This is a genomic window from Yaniella halotolerans DSM 15476 (assembly GCF_000420805.1).
GTDB classification, from domain to species: Bacteria; Actinomycetota; Actinomycetes; order Actinomycetales; family Micrococcaceae; genus Yaniella; species Yaniella halotolerans.
On sequence record NZ_ATVQ01000001.1, the window covers coordinates 1,084,568 to 1,103,397 of the forward strand.

Genomic DNA, 18,830 nt, shown 5'->3' on the forward strand with positions numbered 1-18,830 from the left:
ATCTATCGGCTTTGTCTTTGATTACTACCGAAGGTACCTCGCACACTCCCGCTTGCCCCCTATACGTGATGGACTATTTTTTCGCGATGTTATACACCTTGCATGTATTTCATTTCTCAAAATGATTTAGCATAGAGACGTGGAACTCGATTTAATCATTAGCAACGCCCATATCATCACTATGGATGAAAACCGCCCCTTCGCTAGGACCATTGGTGTCTGGAACGGACTGGTCGTAGGGTTAGATGAAGAACTTGCCAACTGCACGGCGTCGAGTCATATCGATGCTCGTGGAGCAGTAATCACCCCGGGCTTCTATGACGTTCATAATCACATGGCGGCTTTTGGGCAACGTCTGCAGGAAATCGATGCTAGTAAATTCACAACCCTCGATGAGCTGTACGCCGCCATCCAAGCCCGTGCTGAATCCACTGATGACGAATGGATCACAGGCTCAGGATATGATCAAGTAAAACTAGGCAAACACCCCAGACGGGAAGACTTAGATCGCGCGGCGATGGGCAAAAAAGTCATGCTGATACACCGCACTAGTCACATGCTCGTAGCAAATACACCGGTGTTTGAAGAAGTCGGGGCGCTCAGCCCCGAATACCCTACGGCCAGTGGTGGCGAAATCGAACGTGACTCTGATGGTTCGCCTACTGGCCTCGTTTCAGAGCAGTGCATGACCGAGTTTCGGAACTTACGAAAACCCGTGCCAATCAACCATTTGGTGCGGAGTTTAGAGCTCGCTAGTGAGCGGTATGCATCAGAGGGATTAACTTCAGTTTCCGAAGCAGGAATAGGTAATTCCTCGATAGTTGGCTCCAGTCCCGTAGAATTGGCAGCCTACCAACAGGGCCATGACGACAGTAAGATTCTCGTACGCACACAATTAATGATCGCTATGGAAAATTTTCATAAGGTTCAGACTGGTATCGGTGATGGCTTTTCGGAAGGTCTAGACTTGGGTATCCGCACCGGTTTGGGTGGTGACATGCTCTCTATCGGGCCCGTAAAAATGTTTACCGACGGCGCGATCTCGAGCAGGACCGCAGCGCTGACTTCAAACTTCTGTGGTCACGATCATGCTGGAATAATGCAATTCGCTGAACCTGAGCTCACCTCCATTGCCGCCCAGGCGCATACTGCTGGTTGGCAGATCGCTTTGCACGCGATCGGAGACGAAGCCATCGACGTGGCCCTAAACGTTTTTGAAAACGCCTGCCAGCCGAATCCCAGAAATTGGCGCAGGCACCGTATTGAACATGCTTCTATAGTACGACCCGACCAGCTTGAAAGGATTGTGAAACTTGGCCTTATCCCCTCACCACAGGGACAATTCGTGTACGAGCTCGGTGAGAATGTGCGTGAAGGTCTAGGCGAACATCGGCTCGACTGGACGTATCGAACCCGGAGTTTTATTGACGCGGGTCTAATAGTCCCCGGAGGGTCGGATCGGCCGGTAGTATCCGATGGTGCTCCGTTAGCAGCCATTCAGGCAATGGTTTTACGCCTCACTGATAAAGGCCGAGAATTTACTCCACATGAACGTATTTCAGCCTACGAAGCGCTGAAAGCTTATACCCTAAATTCGGCCTATGCCTCCCGCGAAGAACACATCAAAGGGAAATTGAGCCGTGGTTACTACGCTGACTTTGTGGTTATGGGCGAAGACCTGACTGTTGTAGACCCCGTTGAGATAGCACAAATTCCAATTTTAGCAACGTATCTTGGGGGCATTCCTACTTATAGCGACTCCAGTAGTTGGTCTTAAACTGAGAATGGACACACTATGCTTAAACTCAACCGCGTTCTGAGAGATCCAGAGCTAGGACTCAAAGTCCTAACCAACCCTCCAGTTGATGACCAAACCTTGTCCTGGGCGCACGTTAGTGAGCTTCGCGATCCTACCCCCTGGCTAGTTGGTGGTGAACTTCTGCTCACAACAGGTTTGACGCTCTTCCTCGACGATGAGGAAACACAACGGTACTGTGAACGTCTAGCCGACCACAATATAGCCGCTCTTGGCTTATCAACAGGATCGAGCCTGGCCCACAACGAACCCCCGAAAAGGCTTCTAAACGCAGCGCACGACAGCGGCCTGACACTCATAAAAGTTCCCGAAAATACCCCCCTACAAGCAGTTGTCCGGCATGTTAGCGATGCCATCAGTGAGCGTGATTCTGAGCCCCTTAAAAGAGCCTTAGTAGCGCAACGACAACTGAGCGAAGCTGCGGTGAAACCCAATGGAGTCGCTTCAGTACTTCAAGTATTAGACGCCAACACCGGGTTCTCGTCAGCTCTCTATGATCCTACCTTTCAATTGATTACGGCTACAAAGCTGGAACCACAAGATGTCTTTGATCAGCATCGGGAAGAGGTTAGAAAGCAAATCCGCTCGAATAACCACTGGTCGATTTCTACCGATCATAACGGTGAGTACTCAGTAATCGCCCCGTTACATGCATCAGATAACCTGCGCGGTATTATGGTCACGGTCAAAGAGGGCCCTCTCAGCGAGCAAGACCAGGCCATCTTGAGCACAGTTTTTTCATTGCTGCAGGTTCTGTTAGAACTTCGTTATACGGCTTCACGTGATAGTAGACTGCTGCGAAGCACCGTTGTCCAAGCTTTGGTGGAACAACAACTGAGCCAGACTGAGGCAGAGTTACACCTAGCTCGCGTCAACGTTAGCGCGGCGAAACTCCAGTGCCTCCTACTACCCTCTTCACCGAACTCGGCATTAATTAACACAATCCTGTCGGAACTCAATGACTACTGCAGCGAAATTCTGCTGTGGGAGACTGATAAAGACGTCCTGGCCCTCATATGCGATCCTCACCATGGTATCGAAGAAATAATAGCAACAGCATCAGACGAATTAGATATTTCCCCCGGTGGTTTAGGAGCAACAGTCAACATTACGGAGGCGGGTCTTAGCTTCAGACAAGCATCCAGAGCTCGAAAAATTGCGGAAGATCGAAAAGAATCTATGGTTGTTTTTCCGCATTTGAACTCTTATCACGCTCTTACACTCCTGGGCGACGACACAACACGTGCTGTATTTGCCGACACTATATTGCAACCGCTGGATGATCATGACAATCATCATGGCAGCGAATTACTACAGACCCTACGTGCATACCTAGACGCGGTGGGGAATATAGAGAAAGCTGCAGATCACGCACTGATCCATCGGCACACTATGCGAGCTCGGCTGACTAAAATATCTGAACTAACGAAACGAGACCTAAAAATTGCCCCGGATCTATTAGAACTATGGCTGGCTGTAGAGTTTCGTGAAGTTTGACCTAAACCATCATTTAAAAGCTATTTATGGACAAAGCAAAATAAACACATCGAGATGTCATCGCATGGCCGCTTAGCCTCTAAATTACTCTCAAGAGTAACCGTGTGGCCGGTTACTCTAACTTGTGTAGTGGGACTGAGCAACGCGGTGGTTTTCCACTCGTAAATTGACAGTACCTGTAATCCCTCAAGCATTGAAGTTCGTTTGAGCCTCTCAAGTGCAAAAGACTTCACCTTTACTGCAAAGTAAATCTGAATTTTTTTATTGCTCAACTTTGCACGAGACGCCACCCTTCAATTTTAGTGCGCGCCATACTTTGCAGTTTGGCGTTCAACTCTAGAAACGAACAACGCCTGGGCTGTTGGCTACCTTATGTGGATCAGCCATAATTTCGATCAATAACGGAAATTGTTCAGCGCTGATCATAGAAGCCGCCTGCCTTAAGTCTCCTGCGCCCGTCGCGCGAATCCCATGAGCTCCCAAACTCTTTGCAACGTCGGCAAAAGATGGCCATTCCATCATTGCGTGATCTGAAGAGACTTCAAACTGCTGTAGCTTAAGATACTCAGCACCGTAGCATTCGTCGTTCAAAACCATTACAACTAAGGGAAGTCGATGGCGGACGGCAGTCGACAATTCAGCGAAACTCTGCATCATGCCACCATCACCAACATATAGGGCGGTTACATTATTAGGGTCGGCAATTGAAGCACCAATCGCCGAGGCTAACCCTAACCCAATAGAACCAAACCCACCTATATAGTGCCAACGTGCTGGGTCTACTGTGATATGAGGCCACGTCGAATAGCCGAAACGACCTACGTCACAAACCTGACGACCATGGGCTGGGAGTAGGTTGGATAACCATTGAGTGGCCTCACGCATATCAATGGACCCACCCCCAGTCGTTGATACGTACAAGTCTTTAGAGTCACGGTCGGCAGCATGCTCAATCTCCCTTAGGTAGTCTGCGGGCTCTACTTCTAGCTTGGCTGCCGCTATATGTTCCACTATCGCGGATGCAGCTGATTTCGCATCGGCCAAGATTATCTGAGTTGCCGGCCCAAAACCGCTAAGCGCCTCAGGCTTGATGTCGATCTGAATTAAAATTCGACCATCCAACAGCTCGAACTCATCGGTCGTGAACCCGTTCAATGCTGCACCGAAAGATATGACCAAGTCTACATCTTCTAAGTAGGAACGGGCTGGCGGTGTTGACAGACCACCTAGCACGCCCAGGTTTGCAGGCTCGCCTCTAAAGAGGTCTTTGGCTAAGAGTGTGGTAACAAGAGGGGCATTCACTTGACGCGACAATTCCAGCAACTCATCGCGCGCTCTAGCCTCGACCGCTCCCCGACCAGCGAGGATAAGTGGCCTCTTAGCAGATACCAATCGTTGCGCTGTCTCAACGACCGCTTCGGAATTCGGTAATCGTTCTCGCCACGCAGTAACAGGAATCTTCGGCCCTCTGTAATGTGTTTCCGCGCGCAAAAGCCCAGCGGGGATGTCAACTACAACCGGCTTCTGATCAGCAGCTGCACGAGTAAGAGCCCTGTCAAGTATATTTAGCACCTCACTCGCATTCCGTACTTTCAGGAAAGTCGCCCCCGACAATCGAGTGAACCCTTCAATATCTATATACTGATAGTGTTCGTTGACTTCTGGCGTAGAGCCAGTTAGTAGCAAAATTGGTGTCTTCGACTTAACAGCTTCCGTGAGGGCTGTCAATGTATTTGAAAGCGCGGGCCCATGGGTAACCGTCACGACCCCCACATTGCCGGTTGCTCTTGCCCAGCCATCCCCCATTGAGACCGCGCCGCCTTCATGCGCGGAAGCAATAAAATTGCCTCTTTCACGTTCCTTATAGACACCCATGTAGCCGAGGTTTGCGTCACCAAGCAGCCCAAAAATGGGAGCTCCCTGCCTCTCGGCCGCCAAATATTTGCCAACGGCTTCGTACAATCTCATGCTGCCCATCTCATCTCTAATCATAGTCGCTCTCTCATTTTCATGCGCCCGACTCCACTAAATACTCCTCCAAATACCTTGCGTATTAACGGAAGCATTAGCACTAACACAACTAAACACATTAAGACTAAGGAAATCGGGCGAGTAACAAATTGCGTTACGTCTCCACCAGTTGCAATCATGCTTTGCATGAATGACCGTTCTACAATCGGACCAAGAACTATTCCTAAAACTATAGGCGCCAAAGGTACTTTAGTAACTGTCAGAAAGTAACCTAAAATACCAAAGAGGAGCATTATCGCTATATCAAATACAGTGTTATTTACCGAAAAACTACCAACAATGCATATAGAAACTATAGTTGTGAGGAGAATTGGTCGAGGTATATTTACTATATAAGTACTTGCCCTTATGGCAACTAACCCAAGAGGAACCATTAGTATATTCGCTATTATAAATAATATAAATATTGAATACAGTGTACTAGTGTCACTTGAGAAGAGTTCGGGCCCGGGCGTTATACCCTTCATCAACAGAACCCCGACCAGAATTGCAGTGACGGTATCGCCCGGGATACCAAAAGCCAATGTCGGAATATAGGCAGCCCCCACGCTTGAGTTATTAGCGCTTGACGCTCCAATAATTGGCTCTATTTCTCCTTTGCCCCTACCAAATAAGTGTCCTCTTTTTGATGTATTTTTCGTGACAGCATATGCAACCCAAGCAGCTATGTCCGAGCCTGCGCCTGGGAGTGATCCAACTGCACCACCTATGGCAGAACCAGATAACAGTCTTGTACGCAGCTTCCAGACTGACCGGAATAAGAGACCTACGGACCCCTTAGGCCAGACTTCTGAGACATTTGGGGAACTCCAAGAATCAGGGGACAGTAAGTTGATCATTACTTGGGAAATCCCAAATAGACCTATCATCACAGGGATGAAACTGATACCCGCGGTCAGTTCCGCGCTACCGAAGGTAAAGCGCGGTATTCCAAGTGTTACATCTATCCCCACTGTCGAGATCAAGAGCCCAATCATCAAGGAGATGCCTCCCTTGAGCTGTGATCCTTGAGAGATCACGACTGCGGTTGTGAGCCCGAGGACGGCTACCCAGAAATACTCGAACGAGGTGAACTGGAGCGCGAAGGCGCCTATCGCTGGAGCAAATAAAATAAGGACTGCAGTCCCAAACAAGCCCCCCAGAGAAGACGCCAGCAGCCCCCCGCCTAAAGCGAGCACCCCTTTGCCGTTCTGAGTCATTCTATAAGCGTCGTCAACATAAGCTGCACTCGACGGTGTGCCGGGGATCCTGAGAAGAGCTCCTGGTATATCTCCGGCAAAAATAGCCATTGCTGACATAGTTATAATTGCAGCAATAGCCGGCACCGGATCCATAAATAACGTAAAAGGCAGCAGCAATGCAACGGCCAAGGTGGCAGTCATCCCCGGCAAAGCGCCCATCAGAAGACCGAAGAAACCAGATATAAGAATAACTAATATGGTTTCTACAGTTCCCACCATACTTAACGCTTCCAAAAAATTCTCAAACATATTTTTAACCAATAAACCCGTCCGGAAGCTGAATCAATAGGAGCTGCTCGAAAACTGCATACAATATGAGCGTCGAAATAACACCAATGACGAACGACCAACGTATCTTGGAACCGAACTTAATCATAAGTCCAATTTGGATCACTGAAATTGTCACAATAAAGCCCAAAACGTCGGCTAAAAGGATATAAAACCCGATCGCACCAAGCGCAGCCGCTACGTCCCACCAATGAGACGACAAGCGACCTCGTCTCTCGGATGCCTTGAGTGCCTCCCGCTCACCGACCAAAGATGTTCTATCCTCACGTCTGGCCATTATTTGAGCTAAAAGGGCGACCCCAAGGACAAAACCGAACAACGCAGAAAGGGAGCCGACAATTCCTGGGAAAAGGCCAGGCCCAAAAGAACCTCCAGAGGGGGTTGGCAAAGTAGTGCTATAGAGTACTACGGCGATTCCCCCGACAATACTGGCAATCGAAAGCAATCCATCACTAAGCGGCTTTACCCCAGGAACTTCCTCGCTATCCACATTTCGTTGCCTGTGATCTACATGTTGCGGTGACATCACGGAAGCAAGCCCGCTTCGCCAAGCAGTTCTCCTAGACGCTCATCATCAGCAGCCAAGCCGTCTGCAAAATCAGAGCCATCTAAATATTCAATTCCTAATCCCAAATTCTGCATAGTCTCAGTGAATTCACCGGATTCAACAATGCCTTCGAGATGGCACGACAACTCCGCGACAATGTCTTCATCAATTCCTGCTGGCCCACCAAGCCCCCGACGTACACCTGTGGTTGCTGTCGAACCGGTTGCTTCCTCGAAAGTAGGCACTTCAGGGAAGTCGCCTTCCCGCTCTCCACTACTCACCGCCAAAGCGCGTACCTGCTCGCCGTCCAGCTGGCTCTTTGCTTCACCCAATGAATTTGTTGTGAAATCTACTCCACCGGCGACGAGCTGTTGCATTGCCGGGGCTGCACCCTCTGACGGAACCCAGGTAACATCATCGGCTTCAAGTCCACTTGCCTGGAGCATATCTAACATCCCCACATGCCAAATACCTCCTTGGCCGACCCCAGAACCCTTTAGCTGTCCCGGGTTTTGCTCGATATCAGCAAGTAACTCATCTGCAGTTTCCCATTCTGAATCAGCGGCAACGAGAAGACCTGACCCGTCACGGTTGACTTGACCGACACTAGTGTAACTATCCAACGTTATATCAGTATGCCCCATCCAGTGAGACAGAATAACGTCACTTCCAAGAATACCTAAGGTATGGCCATCGGCCTCGGCGTTGGCCATAGCTTCAGCACCGACTACCCCGCCACCGCCGTCACGGTTAACAACGTTCACCGGCGTATCAAGGGCCTCTGAAAGCCCGTCAGCGATCAATCGACCCACACTGTCAGTTCCGCCACCCGCTGGGTACCCGACAATGACCTCGACAGGACCATTTGGATAATCTGATGCAATATCGCAGGTATCTTCATTACCGCCACCCGCAGCTGACTCATCTGTCGCATTGGAATCTTGACTGGCCCCGCACCCAGCTAGGAACAGACCAAAGAGGGCAAGTCCTGCAACTAGAGGATTGGAGTTGAACTTTTTGCGCATTCGGATCGCCTCTTCAAATTGGAGCATGAGTTTCTTAACACCACACAGAGTGCTGAGTCGCTATGCCATTACGGCCATCTACTGTGACCCTTGTCACTGTATGGATACTGCTATAGAACCACCGAACCACCACAGAAACGATATCCTTGCCGGCGAAAAATGGATACGACTCATCCACTCTGGACAGTGCATGCAGTGCACTCGATCAATGGTGTTTTTATTATGCGTAGGCGTAGTTCTTCAACACTCGGACTTGTCGAGACACATTCATGCGATACACCCAGCCCTGCAATCATGGCTCCACACGCCTTCCGTCCCGATATGAAATCACGGCTACTTTCGAAGTAAGCCATGCTGCACAAGCATCTGCGCGGACCCTCACTTTTGATCCACAGTCCATGATCTTCCTGATTTCTGACTCAGACGGAACCGAATTGCCAAGCCAATAATGTTGTCAGGTATGCCAGGAGTACTTCGCAAGTGAAAACTCGGGCACTTGTCGGGTGCTTTAAAGCCTGGTCAACATAAAACAACACAGAACAGCGTCATGCGCCGTAACCCGTTCCAAAGTGCTGGATCGGTAAACTCTAAAAATATTTGAACTGAGACAGTAGAAAAGGAGATGGGTCCGAATGAGACAATATTCCATCTGACGATTCGATGACGCGAACAACCTATAACCTTCAGTATGACCCTTGCGGCATCTAGGTACTGTCAGAATCGAAACGCGATCATGTAGACTTTCTGACCACTTCAGCCCATCTGACAATTGACACGCCTTGCTCCCCGGCTCACTACGTAATCGCTTGCGAGCCAACAACCACTAAGCAAGTCAGCACTAATACCCTATGCATCAGCGAGACTTTGTATTCACTGTCAACAGGCATTCCAAATACGCGAAACTTAACGATATCGAAACCGAGTGACTCATAATGCGGTGGAGTGGACAACTGCTTGTCCGCACCGCGATTTTCTAGGCGCTCTACTTAACTTTATAACTTTGTTCGGTAGCGGCTGTCGATCCAGCCACAGTCGTATCTGGTTCTAATTCCAAATCCTGTTGAGCACTTTGTTCTCCACCCTTGGTGGGGATCATGAAGATGAACAGTGCAGCAATACCACCGATGATGGCGAAAATGATGAAGTTCCACTCAAACGGTAGCTGCGCCGAGCCGATCCATCCGCCAATCAGCGGGCCAGAAATAGCACCGATACGAGCAAACGACAGCGCCCAACCGGTCGCAGTACCCCGAGCATATGCCGGATAGTAGTCTGCGACCCACCCGGTCAACACCAGGGAAGTAGAAATCGAACCGATACCAGCAAGCGCTACGAAGCCGTAGTTGATAAAGATGTTGTTTGGGAACATCAACATCAAAATGCCAACGGCGCCAACGAGATAGAAGGTGACGAGGCAGATTTTCTTGCCCCATTTATCTGCAATGCCGCCAATCAACAGCCCACCGATAGCTGAAGCCAGCGAGAAAACCATCAGGAAGGTCAAGGACGATCCCAACTCGTAGCCTGCTGAACGCATCAGTGATGGCAACCAGGTGTTCAATCCGTACACAAGCAACAGACCACAGAAGAGGCTGATCCAGAAACCGATCGTCCCCAGAGCCATCTTGCCTGTGAACATCACTTTGATCGAATCAACTGTTGAATACTTTTTGCCATCAGCCTTCGGGATCGGTTTCCAGTCAGCTTCCCGGTACGGGGTGATCTTGAGCTTTGAAGCTACTTGTGCAGCTTCTTCGGTCCGCCCACGGATCAACAGGTATTCGAGTGATTCTGGTGTGGCTTTCGCCAAGAATGGCAGAATCAAAAGCGGCAGTGCACCGATTGCGACGACACCGCGCCATCCGATGTGCTCGAGCAATACAAACGCGACCAATCCTGCGACCAAAATGCCCAAGGAATAGCCGGAATACATCAGACCGTAGTTGAAGGAGCGTTTTTCGGGGGGCGAGTACTCAATCGTGAGCGCAGCACCTACCGGAATCACACCGCCCATGCCCAGGCCACCAATAAGGCGGAAGAGTCCGAATACTTCAGGACTTGGCGCCAAGGCAACACCGATCTGCGCGACTGCGAAAATCAGGACCGATACGACCAGCATATTCCGACGACCATAGCGGTCAGACAAGGTGCCGATGGTCATCGCACCGATCAGCATACCGATCAAGGCGTATGATCCCAGCGCACCGAGTTCTAGCGGGGACAGCGCCCACGCTTCGTACTCGCTGAGCGCTGGCAGAATCGCCCCGAGCACTCCGACGTCATATCCCTCCGCCAGTATTGCAATGAAACAACACAAAAGGACTCTGTTGGTAGAGCTACGCGGCACGGGCCACGCAGCAGGCGTACTGCTTGTATTCACGGTGTTCGTCCTACGGGGTTCTCAGGGTCTTCTTTGGGCCAAGATGAAAGGTCTCAGGCCATGTCTGCGTTTACCTTGATGGACGCATAATCCTCGATCGGTGGACGAACCTTCCGAATAACGAGGGCAATGATAATCACCAGCGCGATGGTCGTGATGAGGCCGATTACGCCACTGCCCGTCAGCGCATAAACGACATAACCAACGAGCGATGAAACGGCGCCGACGAAGGCGTATGGCAGCTGAGTGGCCACGTGAACCGCCACTGAACAGGCGGCACCTGTACTCGACAGGATGGTGGTGTCCGAAATCGGTGAGCTGTGATCGCCCCACACCGCGCCGGCCAGCACGGCACCGAAACTGGCAATCAAGAATTCGTCGCCACCTGGTACCGCGTTCATCATTTCGCCGGCCAACGGGAGTAGGATGCCGAAAGCACCCCAAGATGTACCGGTGGCGAACGCCATGAGCCCTGCAATAACAAACAGGAGTGGAATCAGCCATACGGCAGACATGGAAGCAGCCTCAACGAGCGAGGCGAGGAATTCGCCGGTCCCCATTTCGCTGATCAAGTCCCCAAGCGTCCAGGCAAATAAGAGGATGAGCACCGGAGGCAGCATGGATTTGGCTCCGTGCGCAGTGCCGCGACGTTTTGTACCCGTGGTAAATTCCGGGTTTCCTTTGGTGTACCGAATGCAGTAGTACGCAGCAATGACCAGGGCTGCCACACCACCGACATTGAGCGCAATTGCGACGTCGGCAGCGGCCAGGGTGTCAACGATGCCCCAGCTATCTCCGAGGATGCCACCGGAAATATACATGGCAGAGACGACACCCACGATCAGAATCACGAACGGGAGCACCAGTGCCCGCATGGCCCCGGGTTCGTGCTTGGGCATATCCTCGGCAAACGGGTCTGGAGTTTGGTCTTTGGGGTTCTGCAGTCCGTCTCCACGAACGGCGCGCTGCTCTTCTTTGCGCATGCTTCCAAAGTCCAACCCCATCAGAATTGTAAGCCACAACAGCACCAGGGCAGCAATGGCATAGTAGTTCATGGCTGCTGACAGGACGAAGGCCTCAACCTGGGTCAACATGAGTGCAGAGCTGGCAAGCAGCGGGGCCATGATGCCCATAATGGTCGCACCCCAGCTGGACAGCGGCATCAACACGACGACGGGCGCGGAGCTGGAGTCGATGAGGTAGGCCAGCTTGGCCCTTGAGATTCGGTAGCGGTCGGTAATCGGACGGGCGACCTGACCAACTGCGAGCGCATTGAAGTAGTCATCGATAAAGATGAGCATGCCCAGCAGGCCGGTCAAAACTTTGGCACCGCGACGTTTTCGAATGCGTTTGGCAGCCCATTCGGTAAATGAAGAGGCCCCACCAGACATCATGACGAGGGCAGTGATAATGCCAAGTTGGAAGAGGAAGGCGACAATCAGGATCGTGTACCAGTTGATCTCACCGTCTACCCAGACCAGACGGAGGACGGCCTCCCATACAGTCACCACCATGGTGACAGGGTTGAAGTCTGCAAGCAGCAAGCCCGCCGTCAGGATGCCCGCGCCAAGTGAGATCAACACTTTCTTCGTGACAATCACGAGCAGGATCGCCACAAATGGCGGCAGCAACGTCAATATAGGATAGGCGTCAAGCACGATCGCACCTCATCAAGATTCAGCCGAAGCTTTCATAACAGTAGCAACACGGCAACAGCCGATGTAAATACCACTACAGTACCCTGCTAAAGACATCTGCGGGTGGCCCGATATCATCGGAAATACCGTGTCACAAGAGATACGAGGTAGTTATGTCTCAATCTGGAACCCACAATGCCGCAGAACGCGAAGTAGACATCCGCGGAATATCTGCGAACGCAGGGGAACGTTTGACCCTTCAAGCATACGAAAAGCTGCAGGTAAACGACTCACTCATATTGCTCAACGATCGCAAACCGGACGAACTCTACGAAACGTTCGAATGTGAATTCGCTGGATCGTTCAGCTGGAATACCTTCTCAACCGATGCCGGTGAATACCGAGTTCGCATGACCAAACGCGCGGCCACTGCCCTACCTCGCATTGTTGCTAATACGACCGAACTTGCAACAACTTCTGATGCGAAAGGTTCTGTGTGGCAGCTCGAACCGGGCGCACGAGATCTGGACTCGAATATTATTGCGCTTCCGCCGCACGATGAGATCGCTCAGCATGTGGGGCCAGACCTCGACGTGCTAATCCACGTCCTGCACGGTTCCGGGGAACTTGAAACCGAACTCGACACGATCTCTCTTCAACCAGGATTGTTACTGTGGCTTCCCAAGAAATCCCAACGACGGTTCACCGCTGGGCCGGATGGGCTACAGTACTTTACCGTTCACCAGCGCAAACCTACCCTTGGCATTACCACAGGTTCGCCTCGGTAAAAGGTTCTTGATTACCTCGGGAGAGACCACAAAGCATCTTCCTCGCGACCATTTGGTGCCGTTGCTCGTCGCATAACTAAATATCTCGAAAACCCAGCGAGGTCTTCAACCGTGAGCCGCACTGGCAAACGGTGGCGGACCTCGCTGTGTTCTGTTCCTATGCTCCTGGCACAGTTTTCCCGTGAGCACCTAAAAATTGAAGAAGTGGGTGTGCACCGCGCCGTCGCATCCTGGAAATTCGCACAGCCTTACCGAGCGGGGGCATACCTCGCTTTTCAGCGTCCTCTAGACTTCAAAGCAGCCAAACACATACAGCGAATCGGAGGATCACATGGCGGGCGGGTCCACGCAGCGCGGGCGTAGTGTCACCTCAAAAGTGATAGCGATATTAACGGCATTCGAACAGTCGCGCGGCTCGCTGAGTCTCACTCAAATTGCGGATGAAGCGGGTCTGCCCCTGTCTACCGCCCACCGACTCGTCGGTGAACTGACCGATGCCGGCATCTTAGCCAACGGTCCGCATGGGAGAATTCAGTTGGGCCTGAAATTGTGGAGTATCGCGCAAAACACCGGTCGACAACTCCGGGATACAGCCACCCCATTTGTTCAAGACATGTTTTCTCTGACCGGGCACACCAGCCAGCTGGCGATTAGAGACGGGACCTCGAGCCTGTACATTGATCGCGTCTATGGTCCGCGGCGAGTGCCTCGCGCGTCACGGGTTGGCGGTCGACTCCCTTTACATGCCACGGCCGTTGGAAAAGTCCTGTTAGCGTTTTCTGAGCCATGGGTCGCTGAGGCATATCTGGCAGGTGACCTGAAACCACTCACACCACGTACAAAAACGAATCCCAACACCTTGGCCGCTGAATTAGAAACGATCCGCGCCAATGGTCATGCCACGACGCTGGATGAAGTCCGAGATGGCGCCAGTTCGATCGCCGTTCCGGTGTATCACACGGGAAAACTCGGCTGCGCCATAGGACTAGTGGTTTCCAGTGATGCTGCAGCTGACATGCATAGACATCTTCCTGTGCTCTATGGAACATCGAAACGTCTGGAAGCGGCCACCGCCCACATTCCCCTGGAGACCCTCCTTGGCGCTTTTCTCGATCCCAAACGGGACCCCAAAACATAGGCTCCAGCTCCTCCCCAAAGATCACTTCCACTGGATGGAAGACTCAACGGGACTTTCGCTGGTGAGGTGAGACACACTAGAGGGCAGTAGACGTAATGCGCATCACAATGATGGCTTACATCCGATACTGCAAAGGAGATTGTTCGATGTCTCGCACACAATCGATCGGCGGTTGTCCCGTCGCACACGAAGCCAGTGCACCAGCCGACCATCATGGCTACGAGCCGTTCAATCAAGATGACCCATTTCCTGCATACGCGAAAATGCGTCATGAACAGCCGGTCATGTTTGATGACCGCACCAATCTTTACGTAGTTTCCGCTTATGACGACGTCAAAGCCGTCTTCGAAGACTGGGAGACCTTCTCCTCAGAAAATGCGCAAGCACCGGTCCGTTCCCGTGGACCTCAGGCCACCCAGATCATGAATGATGGCGGCTTCACCGTCTACTCCGGACTCTCCGCCCGCCGTCCTCCGGAGCACACACGGATCCGTGCCGTCGCACAGAAAGCTTTCACACCTCGTCGCTTCAAAGTACTGGAGCCGATGATCCGCGACAACGTCAAAGCTTCTATCCAAGACATGCTGGCCAAAGATACGCCACATGCCGACATTGTCAGCGAAGTTGCATACAGCCTGCCAACCATCACGATCCTCACCCTGATCGGTGAATCCACCGACCCTGAAACGATCGACCAGTACAAACGGTGGTCAGACTCGCGTGGGGCCATGACCTGGTCAAACCTGAGCGACGAGGAGCAAATTCCGCACGCCCACAACCTCGTGGAATATTGGGCTCGCTGCCGCGAACTGGTCGCCCAAGCCCATGAAGAAGGCGGCGACAACCTGACCGCTGACATGGTTCGCGACCAAGAAGCAGGCGCAGAAATTGACGATCATGAGATCGCCTCGTTGCTCTACTCCCTGCTCTTCGCCGGTCACGAGACCACCACGACACTGATTTCCAATGCGGTGCGGGTGTTGCTCAGCCACCGCGATCAGTGGAAAACCATTGTGGAGGAACCCAAGAAAATTTCGAAAGCCATCGACGAAGTCCTCCGGTACGCAGGATCGATTGTCGGTTGGCGGCGCAAAGCACTCAAAGATGCTGAAGTCGGCGGTGTCCCGATCCCAGAAGGCGCAGAACTCCTCCTGCTCATGGGGTCAGCCAACCGCGACGAGACACGCTTCGATGATGGTGAGTCCTTCGACATCTCTCGGAGCAACGCGCGCGAGCACCTGTCCTTTGGTTTCGGCATTCACTACTGCCTGGGCAATATGCTCGCAAAACTGCAAACCAAAATTGCACTCGAAGAACTCTCGAGCGCCATCCCGTCCCTGGAATTAGATGAACCAGAGGGCATCCCGTTTCGCGAAAACATTTCCATGCGAATCCCCGAACACGTCCATGTGACCTGGAATGAGGCCTAGAACCATGACGAATGCATTTATCGAGCACTTCGATGACGGCATCGAGCCTAAGCTTGAAACCCTTGGTGGCAAAGGCGCTTCGTTAGTCACCATGACCGCAGCGGGCATGCCTGTACCACCCGGTTTTGTCATTACCACCGCTGCCTTCGACGCTTTTATCGGCACCTCCCTGATCGCACAGATCAATGAACTCCTGGAATCGGTGGATGTCGACGACGTTGCCGACGTTGATGAGATCAGCGCCAAGATTCGTGGGCTCATCCTGGAATGTCCGGTACCGGATGACGTGCGCGAGGCCACCCATACCGCCTACAACCGGCTTCAGGCCCAATTCGAACAGCAGGTGCCGGTTGCTGTTCGGTCGTCTGCAACGGCCGAAGACTTACCGGATGCATCGTTTGCAGGCCAGCAAGATACCTACTTGTGGCTCAACGGCTACGACGCCGTGACCGAACACATCCGCCTGTGCTGGGCATCGCTGTTCACGTCCCGGGCGATTCTCTACCGTTTGAAAAATGACATCCCGAATGACGGATTGTCCATGGCGGTTGTGGTTCAGAAAATGGTCAATTCCTCCGCTGCCGGAGTTGCGATGACACTGGACCCAACCAACGGGGACCGTTCCAAGATCACGGTAGATGCTTCCTACGGCGTAGGCGAGACGGTGGTCTCGGGCACCGTCACACCGGATAATATCCAGCTCGACAAAGTCACCTTGGACATCGTCTCCGAGCACATTGGGGAGAAACACGTTGAGCTGATCCCCGATGTGACGACTAATAGCCTGATCGAACGCGAAGTAGATGCCGATCGTCGTGCGGTCCGCAGTCTGACCGATGAACAGTTGACCGCTGTTGCTCAACTGGCCAAGCGAGCCGAGAAACACTACGGCACCCCCCAGGATATCGAGTGGTCGGTGGATGCAGATCTGCCAGACGGTGAAAACATCCTGCTGTTGCAGTCCCGCCCAGAAACCGTTCATTCATCCAAGAAACCCGCAGCAAAGCCCGCTGCCACAAGCGGCGGATTTGCGGCCTCGCTGGGTATCGGTTCCTCCATTTCCTCTATGACCGCCTCGTTCTTGAAATCTTGAAAGGCACATCTCCCATGACTATGAAATCGTTTCCAAAACCGTCTGAGTTACCGGTCCCGGAAGGTGCCGAAGGCTGGGAAGACATCTACCCGTACTATTTGGTGTTCCAGGATGAGTTGAAAGAACAGGAAGACGAAAAGTTCTGGTTCTGTGATTCCCAGCACTGGCCCACCGTTTTCAAACCTTTCGAAACCATCGGCGGCGAATTCGCGGTCAAGTGCCTGGGCCAGTACAACGCCCGACACCTGATGATCCCCACTGCCAAGGGCATCGATTTTCGAGTCCACCTTGGCTACCTGTACATGTCCCCCATACCGGTTCCAGGCGAAGAAGTTGCCGAGCGCATTGAAGACTTCGAGGCACGGGTCGGCCACTATTTTGCCAACTGGGAAGACCTCCTGGCCCAGTGGCACACCAAGGTCAAAAACACCATTGCCGAGATCGAGGCGCTCGACTTCTCTCCGCTGCCGGAGAAGGTCCCTTTTGAAGACATCACATCGGGCAAGGCGATGGATGGTTCCGAACGGCTCATGGAAAACTATGATCGCCTCATCCAGTTGACCTATCAGAACTGGCAGTACCACTTCGAGTTCCTCAATCTGGGCTATATCGCCTACCTGGATTTCTTTAACTTCTGTAAAGAGGCGTTCCCCAATATCCCAGACCAGTCGATCGCAGCCATGGTCCAGGGTGTTGATATGGAGCTCTTCCGCCCGGACGACGAGCTCAAGCACCTGGCCAAAACTGCCGTCGAACTCAACCTACAGTCGGCCTTTGACCAGACCCATGACGCCGATGCCACACTCGACGCCATCGCCAATATGGACGGTGGACAGCAGTGGCTCGAGCAGTGGAAACAAGCTCAAGATCCGTGGTTCAACTTCACCATCGGCAACGGTTTCTACGGTCACGATAAATACTGGATCGAACACCTCGACATTCCGCTGGGCTTTATTGCCGACTACATTCGCCGACTAGATAACGGCGACGATATTATGCGCCCAACCCAGCGCCTCATCGTCGAAAAAGAACGGATCGTCGAAGAATATCGCGACCTCCTCGATGCGGAAGCTCAGCAAGTGTTCGAGTCCAAACGTCAGCTGGCCGTCACCGCCTACCCGTACGTAGAAAACCACAACTTCTACATCGAGCACTGGACCATGGGCGTCTTCTGGCGCAAAGTCCGCGAACTTGGCACCATGCTGGCCGACCTGGGCCTCTGGGAAACCGCCGACGACATGCTGTATCTCAATCGCAATGAGATCCGCGATGTCCTCTTCGACGTCGTCATGTTCCACGGCGTCGGTGCTAAGGCTCCGATCGGTGCTGTGAAGTGGCCAAAGGAAATTGAACGCCGCCGCAAGATCGTCGATGCGCTCAAAACTGCACGTCCAGCTCCGGCGCTGAATACTCCGCCCGAGTCGATCACCGAACCGTTTACCCGCATGCTGTGGGGTATCACAACCGAGCAGGTCAACCAGTGGCTCGCTGGCGACGACGAGGACGCAAGCCAGCTCAAAGGTATGGCTGCATCCCCCGGAAAAGTCGAAGGCACCGCTCGAGTGATCATGCACGCCGATGAGCTCTCGGAGATTCAACCCGGTGAGATTCTGGTCGCACCGATTACTGCCCCGAGTTGGGGTCCGATCTTCGGCAAGATCAAGGCGACCGTCACCGATATCGGCGGGATGATGAGCCACGCAGCCATCGTGTGTCGAGAATACGACCTGCCCGCGGTGACGGGTACCGGCAACGCCTCGACCACCATCAAAACCGGTGACCAGCTCATCGTCGATGGCGGCAAAGGCACCGTGGAAATCGTTTCCGGCGACAAACCAACACAGGTTTCCGGTCCGGGCGCGCATTCCCACGCCACCGCCTAACTGAACCAAACTGACTGACCACTTCGAAAGGTAGAC

13 protein-coding genes are annotated in these 18,830 nt (G+C 52.5%); 7 read left to right on the top strand and 6 right to left on the bottom strand.

All coding sequences use genetic code 11. The annotated features are described in order from the left end of the window. The first annotated feature begins 139 nt into the window (after window positions 1-139). Entirely contained in the window at window positions 140-1,777 is a 1,638-nt protein-coding gene (locus G583_RS0105325) for an amidohydrolase (RefSeq protein ID WP_022870156.1), read from the top strand. 18 nt (window positions 1,778-1,795) lie between these two features. Further along, window positions 1,796-3,313, top strand: coding sequence for a helix-turn-helix domain-containing protein (locus tag G583_RS0105330; protein WP_022870157.1), 1,518 nt, complete (start codon window positions 1,796-1,798; stop codon window positions 3,311-3,313). A 336-nt stretch (window positions 3,314-3,649) separates the two neighbouring features. Here G583_RS0105330 and G583_RS0105335 read toward each other — a convergent pair whose 3' ends face one another. The 6 genes from G583_RS0105335 to G583_RS0105360 form a co-directional block, all read right to left on the bottom strand. Continuing rightward, a complete protein-coding gene (locus tag G583_RS0105335; RefSeq protein ID WP_022870158.1) occupies window positions 3,650-5,305 on the bottom strand; it encodes a thiamine pyrophosphate-binding protein in 1,656 nt (551 codons plus the stop codon). Beyond that, the gene (locus G583_RS14520) at window positions 5,302-6,834 is read right to left on the bottom strand and encodes a tripartite tricarboxylate transporter permease (protein WP_022870159.1); all 1,533 of its coding nucleotides are present in this window, start codon (window positions 6,832-6,834) and stop codon (window positions 5,302-5,304) included. The genes G583_RS0105335 and G583_RS14520 overlap by 4 nt, the downstream gene beginning before the upstream one ends. Before the next feature lie 4 nt (window positions 6,835-6,838). Continuing rightward, complete coding sequence (locus G583_RS14525) at window positions 6,839-7,399, bottom strand: tripartite tricarboxylate transporter TctB family protein (RefSeq protein ID WP_022870160.1); 561 nt, start codon at window positions 7,397-7,399, stop codon at window positions 6,839-6,841. Further along, window positions 7,399-8,472, bottom strand: a complete 1,074-nt coding sequence (locus G583_RS0105350; RefSeq protein WP_022870161.1) for a tripartite tricarboxylate transporter substrate binding protein — start codon at window positions 8,470-8,472, stop codon at window positions 7,399-7,401. Before G583_RS0105350 ends, G583_RS14525 begins: the two co-directional genes overlap by 1 nt. 955 nt (window positions 8,473-9,427) lie before the next feature. Further along, window positions 9,428-10,762, bottom strand: coding sequence for an MFS transporter (locus G583_RS14530; RefSeq protein WP_245540577.1), 1,335 nt, complete (start codon window positions 10,760-10,762; stop codon window positions 9,428-9,430). 116 nt (window positions 10,763-10,878) lie between these two features. Beyond that, a complete protein-coding gene (locus G583_RS0105360) occupies window positions 10,879-12,483 on the bottom strand; it encodes a Na+/H+ antiporter NhaC family protein (RefSeq protein ID WP_022870163.1) in 1,605 nt (534 codons plus the stop codon). Between the two features lie 152 nt (window positions 12,484-12,635). Between G583_RS0105360 and G583_RS0105365 the strand changes: the two genes are divergently transcribed. The 5 genes from G583_RS0105365 (at window position 12,636) to G583_RS0105385 (ending at window position 18,794) form a co-directional block, all read left to right on the top strand. After that, entirely contained in the window at window positions 12,636-13,250 is a 615-nt protein-coding gene (locus G583_RS0105365) for a DUF2249 domain-containing protein (protein WP_022870164.1), read from the top strand. A gap of 376 nt (window positions 13,251-13,626) precedes the next feature. Then, window positions 13,627-14,388 carry an IclR family transcriptional regulator gene (locus G583_RS0105370; protein WP_322785323.1) on the top strand — a complete coding sequence of 254 codons (762 nt, stop codon included), beginning with the start codon at window positions 13,627-13,629 and terminating at the stop codon, window positions 14,386-14,388. Between the two features lie 146 nt (window positions 14,389-14,534). Continuing rightward, the gene (locus tag G583_RS0105375; protein ID WP_022870166.1) at window positions 14,535-15,818 is read left to right on the top strand and encodes a cytochrome P450; all 1,284 of its coding nucleotides are present in this window, start codon (window positions 14,535-14,537) and stop codon (window positions 15,816-15,818) included. Window positions 15,819-15,822: 4 nt separating this feature from the next. Continuing rightward, window positions 15,823-16,911 carry a PEP/pyruvate-binding domain-containing protein gene (locus G583_RS0105380; protein ID WP_022870167.1) on the top strand — a complete coding sequence of 363 codons (1,089 nt, stop codon included), beginning with the start codon at window positions 15,823-15,825 and terminating at the stop codon, window positions 16,909-16,911. 14 nt (window positions 16,912-16,925) lie between these two features. After that, window positions 16,926-18,794 carry a PEP-utilizing enzyme gene (locus G583_RS0105385; RefSeq protein WP_022870168.1) on the top strand — a complete coding sequence of 623 codons (1,869 nt, stop codon included), beginning with the start codon at window positions 16,926-16,928 and terminating at the stop codon, window positions 18,792-18,794. The last annotated feature ends 36 nt before the right edge of the window (window positions 18,795-18,830 follow it).